Origin of the sequence: Lacisediminihabitans sp. H27-G8, from assembly GCF_046156175.1 — a bacterium.
Lineage (GTDB): Bacteria > Actinomycetota > Actinomycetes > Actinomycetales > Microbacteriaceae > Lacisediminihabitans.
The window spans coordinates 295,665-309,159 of sequence record NZ_JAYLVL010000004.1 but is presented as its reverse complement, the minus strand read 5'-3'; the positions used below and the strand labels follow the sequence as shown (position 1 = coordinate 309,159).

The following is a 13,495-nucleotide window of genomic DNA, read 5'->3' as shown; positions in this document are numbered from 1 at the left end:
CGAGCAGCGATTCTGGGGTCCGCGGTTTCGAGACTTCGCGCCCACAGACGTCCCTGGCCCGAGTAGTTGACCGGGGCGATGAGGACTCGAAGCGTTCGGCCGTCGACGCTGGAGACCGCGGGAACTTCCTGAGGAGTTCCGAGCCTTCGCGCCGCAATTCGACCGAGCAGCCCCATCGGGTGATCCGCGACATAGTCGATCGCCCGATTCACTGCCGGAGGGAATCGATTTCGAGATCGAAGCAGCCTGTCGACCAGGCCGGTCATGACGTCGGGTGAACGATCTTGCCAGCCAGGCCAGCGAGCGCAACCTGCTCACCGAACGCAGGCAACGAAAGTGCGAGCTGAGAGAATGTGCCCTTGCCCGCGATTCTCCCGTCTTCGAGGTAGCAGACCTGGTCGTAGTCCTTGATGGTCGACAGGCGATGGGCGACCGATATCAGGGTGACTTCCCCCCGAAGCGCTCGAATTGCCTGGGTCACATCGTCTTCGGTCTTGGTGTCGAGCGAACTCGTGGCTTCGTCGAGCACGAGTACGAGAGGGTCTGAATAGAGCGCTCGCGCGATGCCCAGGCGTTGCTGTTGGCCGCCGGAAAGGGAGAATCCGCGTTCGCCGATGCGCTCATCGATGCCCCCTTCACGGGACGAGACCAGACTCGAAAGCTGGGCGCGCTTGAGCGCATCGATGACACGGTCACGATCGAAGTCGTCGTCCCACGTCAGAGCGACGTTTTGGGCGATGCTCCCATCGAACAGGGCAACCCTTTGGGGCACATACCCCACCCGACTCCTCCACGCCCGGATCACCGAAGTGAGCGGCTGGCCATCAATGCTGATCGAGCCGCTGGAGGGAGCGCTGAGACCGAGGAGGAGATCGATGAGTGTCGACTTGCCCGCTCCCGAAGGTCCTACTATCCCGAGAGAGCTGCCCAGCGGTATGTCCAGTTCTATGCCGCGAAGCACTGTCTCGATCGAGTTCGGATACTGGAACGTGACAGCATCAAGGTGAAGGAATCTCGGCGATTCGGGCAGTACACCGCTGTCGACGACGCTGGAGGTGTCAGCGATGTCCCGCTCGGCCCCATTCAAATCCCCGATGACATCCTGCGCCGACGGAATACTGGCCGTTGCTTGAATGAAGCTCCCCTGAATGCCGTTTATCGCGGGGATCAGACGGAATCCGGTCGCAGCAAATAACGCGACTGCCGCGAGAGCACCCGTCAATCCGCCGGTGAGATAGTTGGCGAAACCGATGAGCAGGAACCCTCCGACGAGTGCCGCCTCGAAAGAGTAGAGCGGGATAATTCCGAGGAACGACGAGTTCGCCCTGGCCCGAACTGCGTGAACTCGGTTCTTCGTCACGACGCCGGCCACCTGCGACAGTCGATTCCTCAGGCTGAGTTCCTTGAGGGCATCGACCATCTCGGTCATGAGGATCGCCACCCGGTAGCTGTAGTCACGATTGACGACGCTTGCTTCGAGAGCCCGCTTGGTCACCACCTTGTGAACCACGAACGCGATAAGGGAGAGGTAGACGAGAGCGATCAGCGCCGTCGTCGGGTTGGCCACGAGAAGCACGACGAGGATGAGGACGAAACTCACGACCGCGCTCGGCAGGACCGCAAGGGGAAGGATGAAGCCCATGATCGTATTCGCGATGCCGGCATCAGCAATGCGGGTGATCTCCGGCACCGTGCGCTTCGAGCGCTCCTCCCAACTCGAGTGGATGTACGCGCTGAAGAGCCGGTTGCCGATCTCCAGCTCGTAGCTGGCGAACCGCCGCGTCGCGATCCATTGGAAGAAGACGGAGAGCACGCTCTTCAGAATGATCAACAGGCACGCGACAAGCACCACGATGGGTGTCGCACTCGGCGGAAGTTCACCGATCACCGGCAACTTGAGCGCGGTTCCGCTGATGGTCGGACTGATGACAATGGCGAGAAGGCCAAGGGCCGCAACGTCGAGGACGGTGATGAGGCTCATCATCACCATGTACCAGACGAAGAAACGTCGAGCCCCTCGAGGGAGCAGGGGGAGCAAGTTTCGGAGCGTGCTCCAGATTCGTTTCATGTCGCCGCTCAGGCTATCAGGGAGCCGCTGAGCGCCTCACAAGTCTTGCCGACGACGGTCACCTCTGCCCGTCGTCGTAGCGCTCGCCGGTCGGGGGCAAGCCATTCCCTGGGGCGGGAGGCAGCACATTCTGCAGCGCAAGCTGTCTCGTCAGACGCGTGATCTCCGATTCGAATTGGCGAAAGCGCCGGTAGGTCGTCGCAACGAATCCGATGAAAATCAGAACCATGAAGTAGAGAAGAAGGTCAGCGCCGCGCCCGATCCCCAGGAGGTTTGCAATCCAGGTGAGAATCTGCGGGAAGAAGACGGACGAAGCCGCCACGACGATGAAAAGCAGCAGCAGCACCCGGCGCATCGCCAGATGCCGTGCTCCGGCACCTCGAAAAATGAAATAGCCCGCGACGGCTATCACCAAGATGGCGGCGATTTGAAAGACGATTGTCATGGTTTACCTGAACAGGAGCTCGACGAGGATGTTGATGGAGTTGAGCAACGACTGCCCCTTCGAACGCGAGTAGTCGCTGTAGACGATATGGGTCGGATACTCGGCCCACGTCGCCTTGAGGTGGCCCACCTGTTCGATGAGTTCCGAAGCGTGAGCCATGCGGTTCTGGGAGAGGTGGATCTTCTCGACGAGAGACCGGTCGAGTACGCGTAACCCATTGTGCGCATCGGTCAGTGCCATGCCCGTCGACACCCGGGTGTAGAAGGCGGCAGTGCGGAGTACCGCTCGCTTCGATCGCGCCAGGGTCGTGCGGTCATCAAGGAAGCGGGATCCGACCACGATGTCCAGGTGCTCGCTCCGCAGCTTTGCCACCATGCCTCTCGCATCATCCACCTGGTGCTGGCCGTCTGCATCGAAGGTGAGCACCTCCGTCATCAGCGGATCCAGTAAGGCGAAGTCGAATGCGGTCTGCAGGCTCGCCCCCTGGCCGAGATTGACCGGGTGCCTCACCACGTAAGCGCCGGCGGCCCGCGCAGCAGCGGCGGAAGCGTCGGAACTGCCGTCGTCGATGCAGACGACATGCGAGAAGTCCCTCAGCACGTCCGCGATCACTGCACCGATCATCGTCGACTCGTTGTACATCGGGATTGCGACCCATGTACGACTCATTGCCTTAGTTTCCCACACTGGCTCGCGTGCCGACCGGTGCCGAGACCGCCGGTACAACCCGGGATGCCTCACGCGCGAGAATCCAGATCAGGCCGGCGTAACAGAGCGAGCCGACGATCAGCACGACAATCGGAGAAATGGGAGTGTCCCACCACCATTTGATGCCCGAGTTGAGATTCAGGCCGCCGAACCCAGCACCAGTGATGTAACGGCGCATCGTCGTCTGCAGGGCGACGGCCTGCACCACGGCGAGCGTCACCGTCACCAGGATGACCTGACCCCTGGTGAAGTGCACTCGGCGCTGTCCCGATTGGAGCACCAGAAGTCCTCCGAGCATGACGATGAGGGGCAATATGTATCGGGGTTGCACCTGCTCTCCCACGATATCGCTCCCCCGAGTGAGCACCACCACCGGCACGACGATCAGCGAGAGTGCGACGATCGCCAGCGAGACTGCTTTGCGTTTGGTCAGGCGGGAGAAGCCCACCGCAGCTACGGTGATAAATGCTCCGACGGCGCCATACAGCACCACCTGAGGCATCGCCACATCCAGCCAACCCAGTCCGAAGCTCCCGAAGACTCCAGCCCAGAGCACCGGGATGTTGAGCAGGTTGTAGATGAGCAACTCAGAGAGCGAACGAGTCTCGCCGGGAACCCCAGGACTGTTAGCCCCACCGAATCCGTTCAAGCCGCTGATCACCTGCTGGGCGCTGATGAAGTAGTAGACGCAGACAGCCATCATGACGAGGGGAAGAATGCAATCCAGCGCGAAGCGCCGAGAGCGTTCGAACGACAGGAGCACCGCGACCACTATCCCCAGAGACGCATAGATCGCGCCGTCCCCCCGCGAACCGGCAGCGATCAACACCGAGAGCGCAAAGACTGCTCCCAGGCCGATCTTGCGACGGCCCACTGTTTCGAACCAACCGAGAAGAGCAAGCCACGAGGACCCGACACCGATCACGGCCCAGGAACTCGGGTTGTTGGAAGCGATGATGAACAGTCCCAGCGGCACGGTGGTCGCGATCCATCCCCAGATCAGTGCCGGCCTCCGGGAGCGCGGCAACAGGAGGAACAGCGCGGTGGTCAATCCCACGAAAAGTACGACAGACACCAGCCGCATGAGGATGACCGATTCGAGGATGTTCGGACCGACGAATAAACCCATGACGTCGTAGAACAACGGGGGGTAGCCCCCGACGAAGTTCCCCCGGTCGGTGAGCACCGTCTTGTTGGGGTCAAAGTCGGTCTTCAGCTGGCAGGCCGCACTCACGCCCGGGGAGGCCTGGTAGCAGATCGAGGTGAGGAGCGCCTCCGGCACTCTGCGGTTGCTCGGGGCGGTTCCCGCGGTGCAGTTGGCCGCGGGACTGGCGCTCGAGCACCAGGTGCTCACGAGATGGAAGTTATCGTCTGGGCTCGACCCCATCGGGGTGCCGACGGCCCAGGCGGTCAAGGCGATGAGTGCAAGAACGGGCGCCAGGTAGATCAGCCGAAAACGCGATATGAGACTTCTCACCGGACTCCTCCCCTAGATGCGAGTCGGCGGCGGAATCGCTGGCGCATCGCGCGGAGGTGGTTTCGAACGCGTGCAGCCACCCGTAGCGATTTCATGAGCGGCTGAGAGAGCTTCCATCCCCTACTCTGCAATATCCGCCGATAGTCCTCCTGGTCGACCAGCAGAGCCCTGATGATCTCTATCGACCCCGGGGGAAGAAGGACCGGCCTCGAATCCGCCTTGCGGATGACGCGCGCCTCCGACTCGGCCCACACGCCGGTCGAATGGTCGAGGTACGAGGAGTTTCCGGTTGCCCATCGCCGGTAGACAGCGGTGAGGGCGGGGACATCCGCGACCCCGCAGAGGAGGGAGGTGCGGAGGATCATGTCCCAGTCCTCGCACACATCGAGTTCTTCGTCGAAAGTGAGTCCGAGGCGAGAAAAGATGCTGCTCGGAAAGGCAAAACTCATGAAGGGGGTCTGATTGACCCGGAAGTGCTCAACCAGATCGAACTCGGCATGGTGCTCTGCCGCAGGCCAGCTCGACGTTCGAAAACCGCTGTGCCCACGAGGCCAGGTCTCTGGCGAGAGGGATTGAACCGCGGTCACTGCTCTCAATAGCCGGCCCTCAGACTGAGCCGACGACCGATGGAACTCTTCGACCCAATGCGCGAAGACCAGGTCGTCATCGTCGTATACCGCTACGAATCTTCCTTTGGCGCGCCGGAGTCCTTCGTTGAGGGGCGTGCCACGAGATCCCCCACGCACCTCAACGAGCTGGATCTTGTCCCTGAGGCGCGCTTGCTGCTCTTCTACCGCCTGCGCAACGGCCGAATGCGCCTCCTGGTTCGCGTCGTGCACGAGCACGAGCACCTCGAAGTCCTGGTCGCTCTGGGCGCTTAGGCACAGCAGCGCATCCCGGAACGGTTCGAGCCGAGAGCCCTGAGTGCGCATGAGGATGCTGAGGAATGGACGGGTTTCCTCATCGGCTTCTCTGAGCGATTCCGTGAGGTGGCCCAGCGCGGAATTCACCTCGCCGTTTCGGACGCTCTCATCCCTCAGGTCAGTGAGGAAACGGGTGAGGACAAACGGCGGATGGGACCTGTCGGACCCGGAATCCGTCGTCGCCAGGGGGCGAGAACCAGCAAAGCTCGGCACTATCAACTGCCTGTCTAGTATCGGTGAACGGCATAGTTGCCATTGATGAATTGCCCGACGGCATGGTCGGGGTCGAGCGAAGCAGGGAGACTGCCCGCGGATCGCCGCCGCTCAAACTCGCCGGCCGCGCGAAGCAAGTGCTCCTCAGATGAATCATGGAAAGCGGCGAGGATCGCGGCGACGATGTCGAACTGCGAATATTTGTGCGCGAGGAGCAACCCGGCTTCTGCAGAGTAGTAGACCTCCGCCGAGCTCGCGATGATGTCACCGGTGACCTCGAGCCGCTTGTCATGGAACACCCGCGCTGATGGTTCGTGACGAACGTCGAACCCCGCCAGTTTGAGTCGCCAGGAGTAATCCACGTCGTCGCAGTAGAGGAAGAAGGTCTCGTGATCGAAACCACTCACCGCCTCGAATGCCCGCCGCGACGTGAGCGAGCACGCGCCGGATGCCCAACTCGTCTCGCCGGTGGCTTGATCGAAGTCTTTCGGGTGCTCGAGGGGCAATTGCCGGCCATCGACAACGCCCACGGCCTCTGTCATCACTTCGACCAGCGACTGGATGGTGTTAGGAGCCAGCACCGCATCCGGGTTGAGAAACAGGAGAAGTTCCGACTCTGTCAGCGGGGCGAGCCGATTGTGTCCACCCCCGTGCCCGAGGTTCTGGCCGAACACCTCGTGAATGAAGGTTCCCCCCGACATTTCGACACCGGCCTTGATGCGCTCGATCGCCTGCTCATCGAGGGTCGCTACAGCGCCGCAGTCTCCGAGAACGAGCGCCCAACCGGCGATCGAACCGGCGGAAATGGCGATCTTCGCGGAGTTCGCGGTGGCCTCGGCGGCCCTCACGATGCTCTCCCGATCGTTCTCATAGAGAATCGACTGCACTGTCAGCGTCCGAAGATCAACCACGCCGTTGGTCCAACTGGTCGAGGATGTACCGACCGTATCCACTCTTCACCAGAGGCGTTGCGATCTCGCGCAGCTGCTGGTCGCTGATCCATCCAGAGCGCCAGGCGATCTCCTCGATACATCCGACTTTGTAGCCCTGTCGATCCTCGATGACCCGCACATATTCGGACGCCTGCATCATCGATTCGAAAGTACCCGTGTCGAGCCACGCGACTCCTCGATCCAGCACCTGCACCTGCAGCCTGCCTTCGGCCAGGTAGCGTTCGTTGATAGTAGAAATCTCGAGTTCTCCGCGAGCGCTTGGTTTGATTGTCTTGGCGATCTCGATCACCCCGTTGTCGTAGAAATACAGTCCGGGCACCGCGTAGTTGCTCTTGGGCGAGACCGGCTTCTCTTCGATCGAAACGGCGGCCATGTTCTCATCGAACTCGACAACGCCATAAGCACGAGGGTTGCTCACATGGTAGGCGAAGATCAAACCACCGTCCAAGTCACCGTGATCCCGCAAGGACTGACCGAGTCCGCCGCCGTGGAAGATGTTATCGCCGAGCACCAGGGCGACACTGTCGTCACCGATGAACTCCTCGCCGATGAGGAACGCCTGCGCCAACCCATCCGGTGAGGGCTGCACGCCGTACTCGATGCGGATGCCCAGATCGCCTCCGTCCCCGAAGAGGGCCCGAAACTGCTGGTTGTATTCGGGGGTGGTGATGATCAGCACATCACGGATGCCCGCCATCATGAGCGTAGACAGGGGGTAGTAGATCATCGGCTTGTCGTAGATCGGCATCAGTTGCTTCGATATGCCTCGAGTAATCGGCCAGAGCCGACTTCCGCTGCCACCCGCCAGAATGATTCCGCGCACGGCTAGGCCATCCCGGCATTCAGGCTCGAGTAGTAGTCGGTTGTTGCTTGCCAACTAGGCAGCAGTCCGCCGGATGCGGCTTCGGCGAGGGAGGGTGCTCCGACGTCTTTGGGGGACAGGATCAGTTCCGGACGCGGAAGGCGAAAATCCAGTGCGAGCTGTTCATCGAGGGGGTTGATGCCGTGCTCGCGCTCCGACCTGTAGACATCGGACACCAGGTAGGTCACGACGGCTCCCTCGGTCAGGGCCACAAAGGCGTGTCCGAGTCCCTCGGCAATGTAGACGGCTCGGTGATCGATGTCATCGAGGACAACCGAATCCCAGAGGCCAAAAGTGGGTGAGCCCACGCGGATGTCGACAACGAAGTCGAGCACAGCCCCATGGGTGGCCGTGACGTATTTCGCCTGCCCGATGGGGACGTCAGCGAAGTGGATGCCGCGGACGACGCCTTTCTTCGAGGTCGAACTGTTTGCTTGGCGCAAGTCGAGGGAGTGCCCGATCGTTTGTTCCAACCGGTCGTGCCGGTACCACTCGAAGAAGATTCCTCGATCGTCGGAGCGCTGGATCGGGGTTACCTCGTAGGCATCCGGAATGGAGAGTTGACGGATTTGCACGCCGTTGATCCTATCCGAGAGACATCTACCCCAGGATCGGGGCCGAGTTTCACGGTCCAGTCGGAAGCGTGTCGAGGTATGCCTTGATCGTGGGAGCGGCCGAGCCGACGGTCTCGAGCTTCCCCTTGTTGAGCCAAGCGGCCTGGTCGCACATCGCCTCGACTGTTTCCATGGAGTGACTCACCAGGATCACGGTCTTGCCCGCCGCTTTGAAGTCCCGGAACTTCTGGAAGCACTTCTCTTGGAACTCCCCATCCCCCACAGCGAGCACCTCGTCGACGACCAGGATGTCGGGGTCGACATTGATTGCGATCGCGAAGCCGAGTCGCACATACATTCCCGACGAGTAATTCTTGACCGGCTGGTCGATGAACTGTTCGACGCCGGAGAAATCGATGATCTCGTCGAGCTTCCTCGTGACCTCTTTCTTGGTCATGCCCAGAATCGACCCGTTGAGGAAGATGTTCTCGCGGCCGGAAAGTTCAGCGTGGAAACCGGACCCCACCTCGAGCATCGCGGCGATCTTGCCGAAATGGGTGATGGTTCCGGAGTTGGGGTAGTAGATATTCGCCAGGCACTTCAGCAAAGTGGACTTGCCAGAACCGTTGCTGCCGATCAGGCCGAAGGTCGACCCTGTCGGCACATCGAAGGTGACGTCTTCAAGGGCGAGAAAAGTGTCATGTACGGATGTTCGGCCGCGCATGACCGCGGATTTCAGGCTCTGGTTTCTTTCGTGGTAGAGCCGAAAGGTCTTGGAGACGTGATCGACTCGAACTGCTACCTCGGTCACAGGGTCTCCGCCAAGTTTCTCTCGTTCTTGCGGAACACAAGCATCCCGATGGCGACGGCCGCAACAGACCAGATGAGGCAGATGAGCCATTCGGACGGATCGGGCCAGCGGTTGTCATAGAGCACCTGCCGGAACAACGCCACATAATGCACCATGGGGTTCACATCGTAGAGGCCGAGAATCGTCACCGGTGTGCCGAAAAGCCCGCCGGTCTCCGTCGATTTCGCGGCCACCCGTTCGATCGGGTAGATGATCGGGTTGAGGTAGATCCAGAGCTGCAGGACGATCGTCAACAGGTATTGAGTGTCGCGGAAGTACACATTTGCAGTTGCGAGAAGCATGCCGACCCCCGCGGCGAAGGCCGCAAGCAACACCATGATCACGATCAGAAGCGGAAGCCACGGAAGCACGAAGGCACCCGCGACGCTGAGCGCGATGAGCAGGACCGTCATCTCGAACAACCAGTTGTAGGCACTCGCCCCCACCGTGGCCAGCGGGAGGACTATGCGACTGAAAGACACCTTCTGGATCAGGTTCGAGTTGTCGACAAGCGACGCAGCGCTAGAACTCACGACCGTCGAGAAGAAGATCCAGGGGAGCAGACCGCACAGTAGCCAGAGCGGAAAGATATCGATACCGCTCGGGTTGCCCGCGGGGGGAGAACTCTTGAAGAGCACCCCGAAGACGAGCGAGTAGATGAGCATCAGCGCCAGTGGATTCGCGAACGACCAGAGCTGTCCGAAAACCGTGCGTTTGTACTTACCACGCACCTCGCGGGAGACGAGATTGAAGAGGAGCTCTCGCGAGCCCCACACTTCCTGCAGGTATTTCATTCATCCTCGCTGGGTATCCACGACGCTCACGAATCAGGCCGTGAATCTCGGAACAATCTAGCCTAGAACTATGATTACCTCCCGATGGCACTCTCTTCGCAGCCCCCGCGCACGCCCGTGGTAGCCGTGACGACGGTCAGCTACCGATCGGGCGAGGTGCTCGAGGGATTCCTCCAATCGGTGCCCGCATCGAGTGCGGCTCCATTGTTGGTCGTGGTCGCGGACAATGACTCAAACGATCCGGTGGTCGCGAAGCTCACTGCGGCATCATCCGCTCACTACCTGCCCCTCAGCCGAAACCTCGGATATGGCGGCGCGATGAACGAGGCGATCCGCTCCCTGCCTTCCGATGTGCGGTGGGTGCTGGTCAGCAATCCGGATGTGGTGCTCACCCCGGGCGCCATCGATGCACTTGTGGCCGCGGGCGAATCCGACCCTCGCATTGCCGCCGTCGGGCCGGCGATCATCACCGATGGTGAGGTGTACCCGTCGGCTCGCGCCGTACCGTCGCTCCGCACCGGGATCGGGCATGCGCTGTTCGCGAACATCTGGTTGGGCAACCCTTGGACGCGTGCGTACCGCCGCGATTCCAGTAGCGATCCGGTGCGCCGGGATGCGGGCTGGCTCTCCGGTGCCTGTGTGTTGGTTCGGAAGAGTGCCTTCGACGAGCTGAGCGGATTCGACGACGGCTATTTCATGTATTTCGAAGACGTGGATCTCGGGTATCGACTCGGCAAGGCCGGATATCGCAACGTCTACGAGCCCGCGGCCGTCGTCGTGCACAGCGGCGCCCACTCCACAAGCGATCATTCCGCGCAGATGATCGCGGTGCACCACCAGAGCGCTCGCCGCTTCCTCACACGGAAGTATTCGGGGTGGTACCTCTGGCCCGTAAGAGTGGCCTTGATCATCGGACTGGACCTGAGATCGGCGTTCCTCAGCCGCCGCGCCACCCATCACTAGAATCATCCAGACTGTGCCAAGGAGGCATCCACTCCCATGAAAATCCTCGTCACCGGCGGCGCCGGTTTCATCGGCTCGAACTTCGTTCGCCGCGCTCTCGAAGACGCCTACGCCGGCCTCGAGGGTGCCGAGGTCATCGTGCTGGATGCCCTCACCTACTCCGGCAACCTCGAGAACCTCGCGCCGATCGCCGACTCCCCGCGTTACGAATTCGTGCACGGGGACATCCGCGACTCCGAGCTGCTCGACAAGCTCCTCCCGACCGTGGATGCCGTCGTGCACTTCGCCGCGGAGTCCCACGTCGACCGCTCGGTGCGCGACTCCGGCATCTTCGTTGAGACGAACGTGCTCGGCACCCAGCGCCTGCTCGACGCGGCCCTTCGCGCCGATCTCCAGCGCTTCGTCCACGTCTCCACTGACGAGGTCTACGGATCCATCGCCGAGGGTTCCTGGGACGAGTCACGGCCGCTCGAGCCCAACTCCCCCTACTCCGCCTCGAAGGCCGGAAGCGACCTGCTCGCCCGCAGTTACTTCCGCACCCACGGCCTCAACCTCTCGATCACCCGCTGCTCCAACAACTACGGTCCGTATCACTTCCCCGAGAAGGTGATCCCGCTGTTCGTCACGAACCTGATCGACGACAAGCACGTTCCGCTCTATGGCGAGGGCAACAACATCCGCGACTGGCTGCACGTGGACGACCACTGCCGCGGCATCGCGATGGTGCTGGTCGGCGGACGCGCGGGAGAGATCTACAACATCGGTGGGGGTACGGAGCTCACCAACAAGGAGCTGACCCAGCTGCTGCTGGATGCGACGGGCAAGGACTGGTCCTATGTAGACCGGGTCACGGACCGCCTCGGCCACGACCTGCGCTACAGCGTCGACATCGGCAAGATCCGGGCCGAACTCGGGTACGAGCCACAGGTGCCGTTCGAGCAGGGGCTCGCGGATGTCGTGCAGTGGTACCGCGACAACCGCGCCTGGTGGGAACCGCTGAAGGAGCGCGCCGCGCTGTGACGAAATACCTCATCACCGGAGCATCCGGAATGCTCGGCCAGGACCTGCAGAAGGCCCTTGCCGGCCGGGAGTTCACTGCTCTCGCTCGCGCTGACCTCGACGTCACCGACCTGGAAGCCGTGCGATCAGCGGTGGCCGGGCACGACGTCGTGATCAATGCCTCCGCCTACACGAAGGTGGATGACGCCGAGACCCACGAAGCGGAGGCTTTCGCCGTGAACGCCACGGGTGCGCAGAACCTCGCCATCGCGGCTTCCGAGGCCGCCGCGAAGCTCGTGCAGGTCTCCACCGACTACGTGTTCGATGGGTCGGCGACGTCGCCCTACGACGAGGCGACTCCGCTCAACCCGATCTCGGCCTACGGTCGCACCAAGGCTGAGGGCGAGCGTCTCGCGCTAGCGGCGAATCCCGAAGGTACCTACATCGTGCGCACCGCGTGGCTCTACGGCGCCGGCGGCCCCAATTTCGCCAAGACCATGCTCCGACTCGCAACGAGCCACGACACGGTGAGCGTGGTGACCGACCAGCTGGGACAACCCACCTGGACCGGCGATCTCGCCCGCCAGATCGTCGAGCTGCTCGACGCGGATGCCGCTCCGGGCATCTATCACGCCACCAATTCCGGCGAAGCGAGCTGGTACGAATTCACCCGCGAGATCTTCCAGGTGGTCGGCCTCGACCCGGATCGGGTGAAGAGCACCACGAGCTCGGAGTTCGTGCGCCCCGCCCCCCGTCCGGACTACTCGGTGCTCGGGCATGATGGCTGGGCGGCCGCAGGTCTCTCGCCGATGAGGAATTGGAAGGCCGCTCTTTCTGCGGCCTTTTCCGCCGGAGCTCTGGATCTCGCTCGCTGACTTCTAGCGCGATGCTCCCGCACGACGAACTATGCACACGACGTTGGATGTCGAGAGCACGACAGGCAGTCCGGGAAAGTACAACGCTCTCTTGATAGCGGCTGAAACCGAGATCACCGGTCCCGCGACGAGAGCGTAAATCCCATTGGCGACTGACGTCGCGAAGCCATGGCGCCGAGCACCACGGAAGGCGACAACCTCGAGTCCGGACTGGAGTGCGAAGAACGTCATTTTGAGATACCCGATGGCGGTGACGTGGGTCGGATCACCATTCTGGAGAGGATTGCCCAGCCAACTGTCGGCATTCGGGAAGCGGAAAATCATCTTGCCCCCCTCGCGGAGAGAGCTGGACAACTCGATGAGAAATGCCGGCACCGACTCCTGCGGTATGTGCTCGAGCACATCGAAGACCGCGATCAGGTCGAAGGTGCGGCCGGCGAGTTGATCCATTCGATCGGCGGCAAAGACCTCATAGCCAGAATCGATCCCCGCCTGGACCAGACCGGGATCAAGCTCCGTTCCCGTGACCTTCCAGCCTTTCGACCGGCAGTACGCGAGGAACGATCCATTGCCGTAGCCGATTTCGAGAACATCCCGGATTCCGTCCTGACCCGCACGCACGTCCTTCAGTTCGCTGGTGAAATAGGCCGCCTCGCCAGCCGAAAGGAGACCGAACGGCGTCTGGTCGACCCACCCTTTCCACTCCACATAGTCGGAGCTGCCGGAGCCTGGTTCGTCATTCGACACGTGAGGACTTTCCATTCGAGAGCTTCTTCGAGATTGCACTCCCATGATGGCACGGCGTTTGAGG

14 protein-coding genes are annotated in these 13,495 nt (G+C 61.7%); 3 read left to right on the top strand and 11 right to left on the bottom strand.

The window, feature by feature from the left end; translation table 11 throughout:
- Nucleotides 1-262 precede the first annotated feature (262 nt).
- The 10 genes from VLI63_RS14440 to VLI63_RS14395 form a co-directional block, all read right to left on the bottom strand.
- Nucleotides 263-2,068 (bottom strand): ABC transporter ATP-binding protein, encoded by a 1,806-nt coding sequence (locus VLI63_RS14440; protein ID WP_409157558.1) that lies wholly within the window; start codon nucleotides 2,066-2,068, stop codon nucleotides 263-265.
- A gap of 58 nt (nucleotides 2,069-2,126) precedes the next feature.
- Nucleotides 2,127-2,513 (bottom strand): DUF2304 domain-containing protein, encoded by a 387-nt coding sequence (locus VLI63_RS14435; RefSeq protein ID WP_409157557.1) that lies wholly within the window; start codon nucleotides 2,511-2,513, stop codon nucleotides 2,127-2,129.
- Between the two features lie 3 nt (nucleotides 2,514-2,516).
- Nucleotides 2,517-3,182, bottom strand: coding sequence for a glycosyltransferase family 2 protein (locus VLI63_RS14430; RefSeq protein ID WP_409157556.1), 666 nt, complete (start codon nucleotides 3,180-3,182; stop codon nucleotides 2,517-2,519).
- Nucleotides 3,183-3,186: 4 nt separating this feature from the next.
- Nucleotides 3,187-4,698 carry a DUF2142 domain-containing protein gene (locus VLI63_RS14425; protein ID WP_409157555.1) on the bottom strand — a complete coding sequence of 504 codons (1,512 nt, stop codon included), beginning with the start codon at nucleotides 4,696-4,698 and terminating at the stop codon, nucleotides 3,187-3,189.
- Entirely contained in the window at nucleotides 4,695-5,708 is a 1,014-nt protein-coding gene (locus VLI63_RS14420; RefSeq protein ID WP_409157554.1) for a glycosyltransferase, read from the bottom strand. Before VLI63_RS14420 ends, VLI63_RS14425 begins: the two co-directional genes overlap by 4 nt.
- A gap of 140 nt (nucleotides 5,709-5,848) precedes the next feature.
- Entirely contained in the window at nucleotides 5,849-6,745 is an 897-nt protein-coding gene (locus tag VLI63_RS14415) for a hypothetical protein (protein WP_409157553.1), read from the bottom strand.
- Nucleotides 6,738-7,610: a glucose-1-phosphate thymidylyltransferase RfbA gene (gene rfbA / locus VLI63_RS14410; protein WP_409157552.1), complete on the bottom strand. Its 873-nt coding sequence runs from the start codon at nucleotides 7,608-7,610 to the stop codon at nucleotides 6,738-6,740. The genes VLI63_RS14415 and rfbA overlap by 8 nt, the downstream gene beginning before the upstream one ends.
- A 2-nt stretch (nucleotides 7,611-7,612) precedes the next feature.
- Nucleotides 7,613-8,224 (bottom strand): dTDP-4-dehydrorhamnose 3,5-epimerase family protein, encoded by a 612-nt coding sequence (locus VLI63_RS14405; protein ID WP_409157551.1) that lies wholly within the window; start codon nucleotides 8,222-8,224, stop codon nucleotides 7,613-7,615.
- Nucleotides 8,225-8,273: 49 nt separating this feature from the next.
- On the bottom strand, nucleotides 8,274-9,014 hold the full coding sequence (locus tag VLI63_RS14400) for an ABC transporter ATP-binding protein (RefSeq protein ID WP_409157550.1): 741 nt from the start codon (nucleotides 9,012-9,014) through the stop codon (nucleotides 8,274-8,276).
- Nucleotides 9,011-9,847 (bottom strand): ABC transporter permease, encoded by an 837-nt coding sequence (locus tag VLI63_RS14395; RefSeq protein WP_409157549.1) that lies wholly within the window; start codon nucleotides 9,845-9,847, stop codon nucleotides 9,011-9,013. The genes VLI63_RS14400 and VLI63_RS14395 overlap by 4 nt, the downstream gene beginning before the upstream one ends.
- 84 nt (nucleotides 9,848-9,931) lie before the next feature.
- Between VLI63_RS14395 and VLI63_RS14390 the strand changes: the two genes are divergently transcribed.
- Genes VLI63_RS14390 through rfbD form a run of 3 tightly spaced genes read left to right on the top strand, consistent with a single transcriptional unit; the run spans nucleotide 9,932 to nucleotide 12,684 of the window.
- Entirely contained in the window at nucleotides 9,932-10,810 is an 879-nt protein-coding gene (locus tag VLI63_RS14390; protein WP_409157548.1) for a glycosyltransferase family 2 protein, read from the top strand.
- 36 nt (nucleotides 10,811-10,846) lie between these two features.
- On the top strand, nucleotides 10,847-11,830 hold the full coding sequence (rfbB, locus tag VLI63_RS14385; protein WP_409157547.1) for a dTDP-glucose 4,6-dehydratase: 984 nt from the start codon (nucleotides 10,847-10,849) through the stop codon (nucleotides 11,828-11,830).
- The gene (gene rfbD, locus VLI63_RS14380) at nucleotides 11,827-12,684 is read left to right on the top strand and encodes a dTDP-4-dehydrorhamnose reductase (RefSeq protein WP_409157546.1); all 858 of its coding nucleotides are present in this window, start codon (nucleotides 11,827-11,829) and stop codon (nucleotides 12,682-12,684) included. The genes rfbB and rfbD overlap by 4 nt, the downstream gene beginning before the upstream one ends.
- A 3-nt stretch (nucleotides 12,685-12,687) precedes the next feature.
- Here rfbD and VLI63_RS14375 read toward each other — a convergent pair whose 3' ends face one another.
- Nucleotides 12,688-13,446: a class I SAM-dependent methyltransferase gene (locus VLI63_RS14375; RefSeq protein ID WP_409157545.1), complete on the bottom strand. Its 759-nt coding sequence runs from the start codon at nucleotides 13,444-13,446 to the stop codon at nucleotides 12,688-12,690.
- Nucleotides 13,447-13,495 lie beyond the last annotated feature (49 nt).

Excerpts from the sequence above, each read along its gene's own strand:
- VLI63_RS14440 (WP_409157558.1), bottom strand. The coding sequence starts at position 2,068 with ATGAAACGAATCTGGAGCACGCTCCGAAACTTGCTCCCCCTGCTCCCT.
- VLI63_RS14435 (WP_409157557.1), bottom strand. The coding sequence starts at position 2,513 with ATGACAATCGTCTTTCAAATCGCCGCCATCTTGGTGATAGCCGTCGCG.
- VLI63_RS14430 (WP_409157556.1), bottom strand. The coding sequence starts at position 3,182 with ATGAGTCGTACATGGGTCGCAATCCCGATGTACAACGAGTCGACGATG.
- VLI63_RS14395 (WP_409157549.1), bottom strand. The coding sequence starts at position 9,847 with ATGAAATACCTGCAGGAAGTGTGGGGCTCGCGAGAGCTCCTCTTCAAT.
- VLI63_RS14390 (WP_409157548.1), top strand. The coding sequence starts at position 9,932 with ATGGCACTCTCTTCGCAGCCCCCGCGCACGCCCGTGGTAGCCGTGACG.
- rfbB (WP_409157547.1), top strand. The coding sequence starts at position 10,847 with ATGAAAATCCTCGTCACCGGCGGCGCCGGTTTCATCGGCTCGAACTTC.
- VLI63_RS14375 (WP_409157545.1), bottom strand. The coding sequence starts at position 13,446 with ATGGAAAGTCCTCACGTGTCGAATGACGAACCAGGCTCCGGCAGCTCC.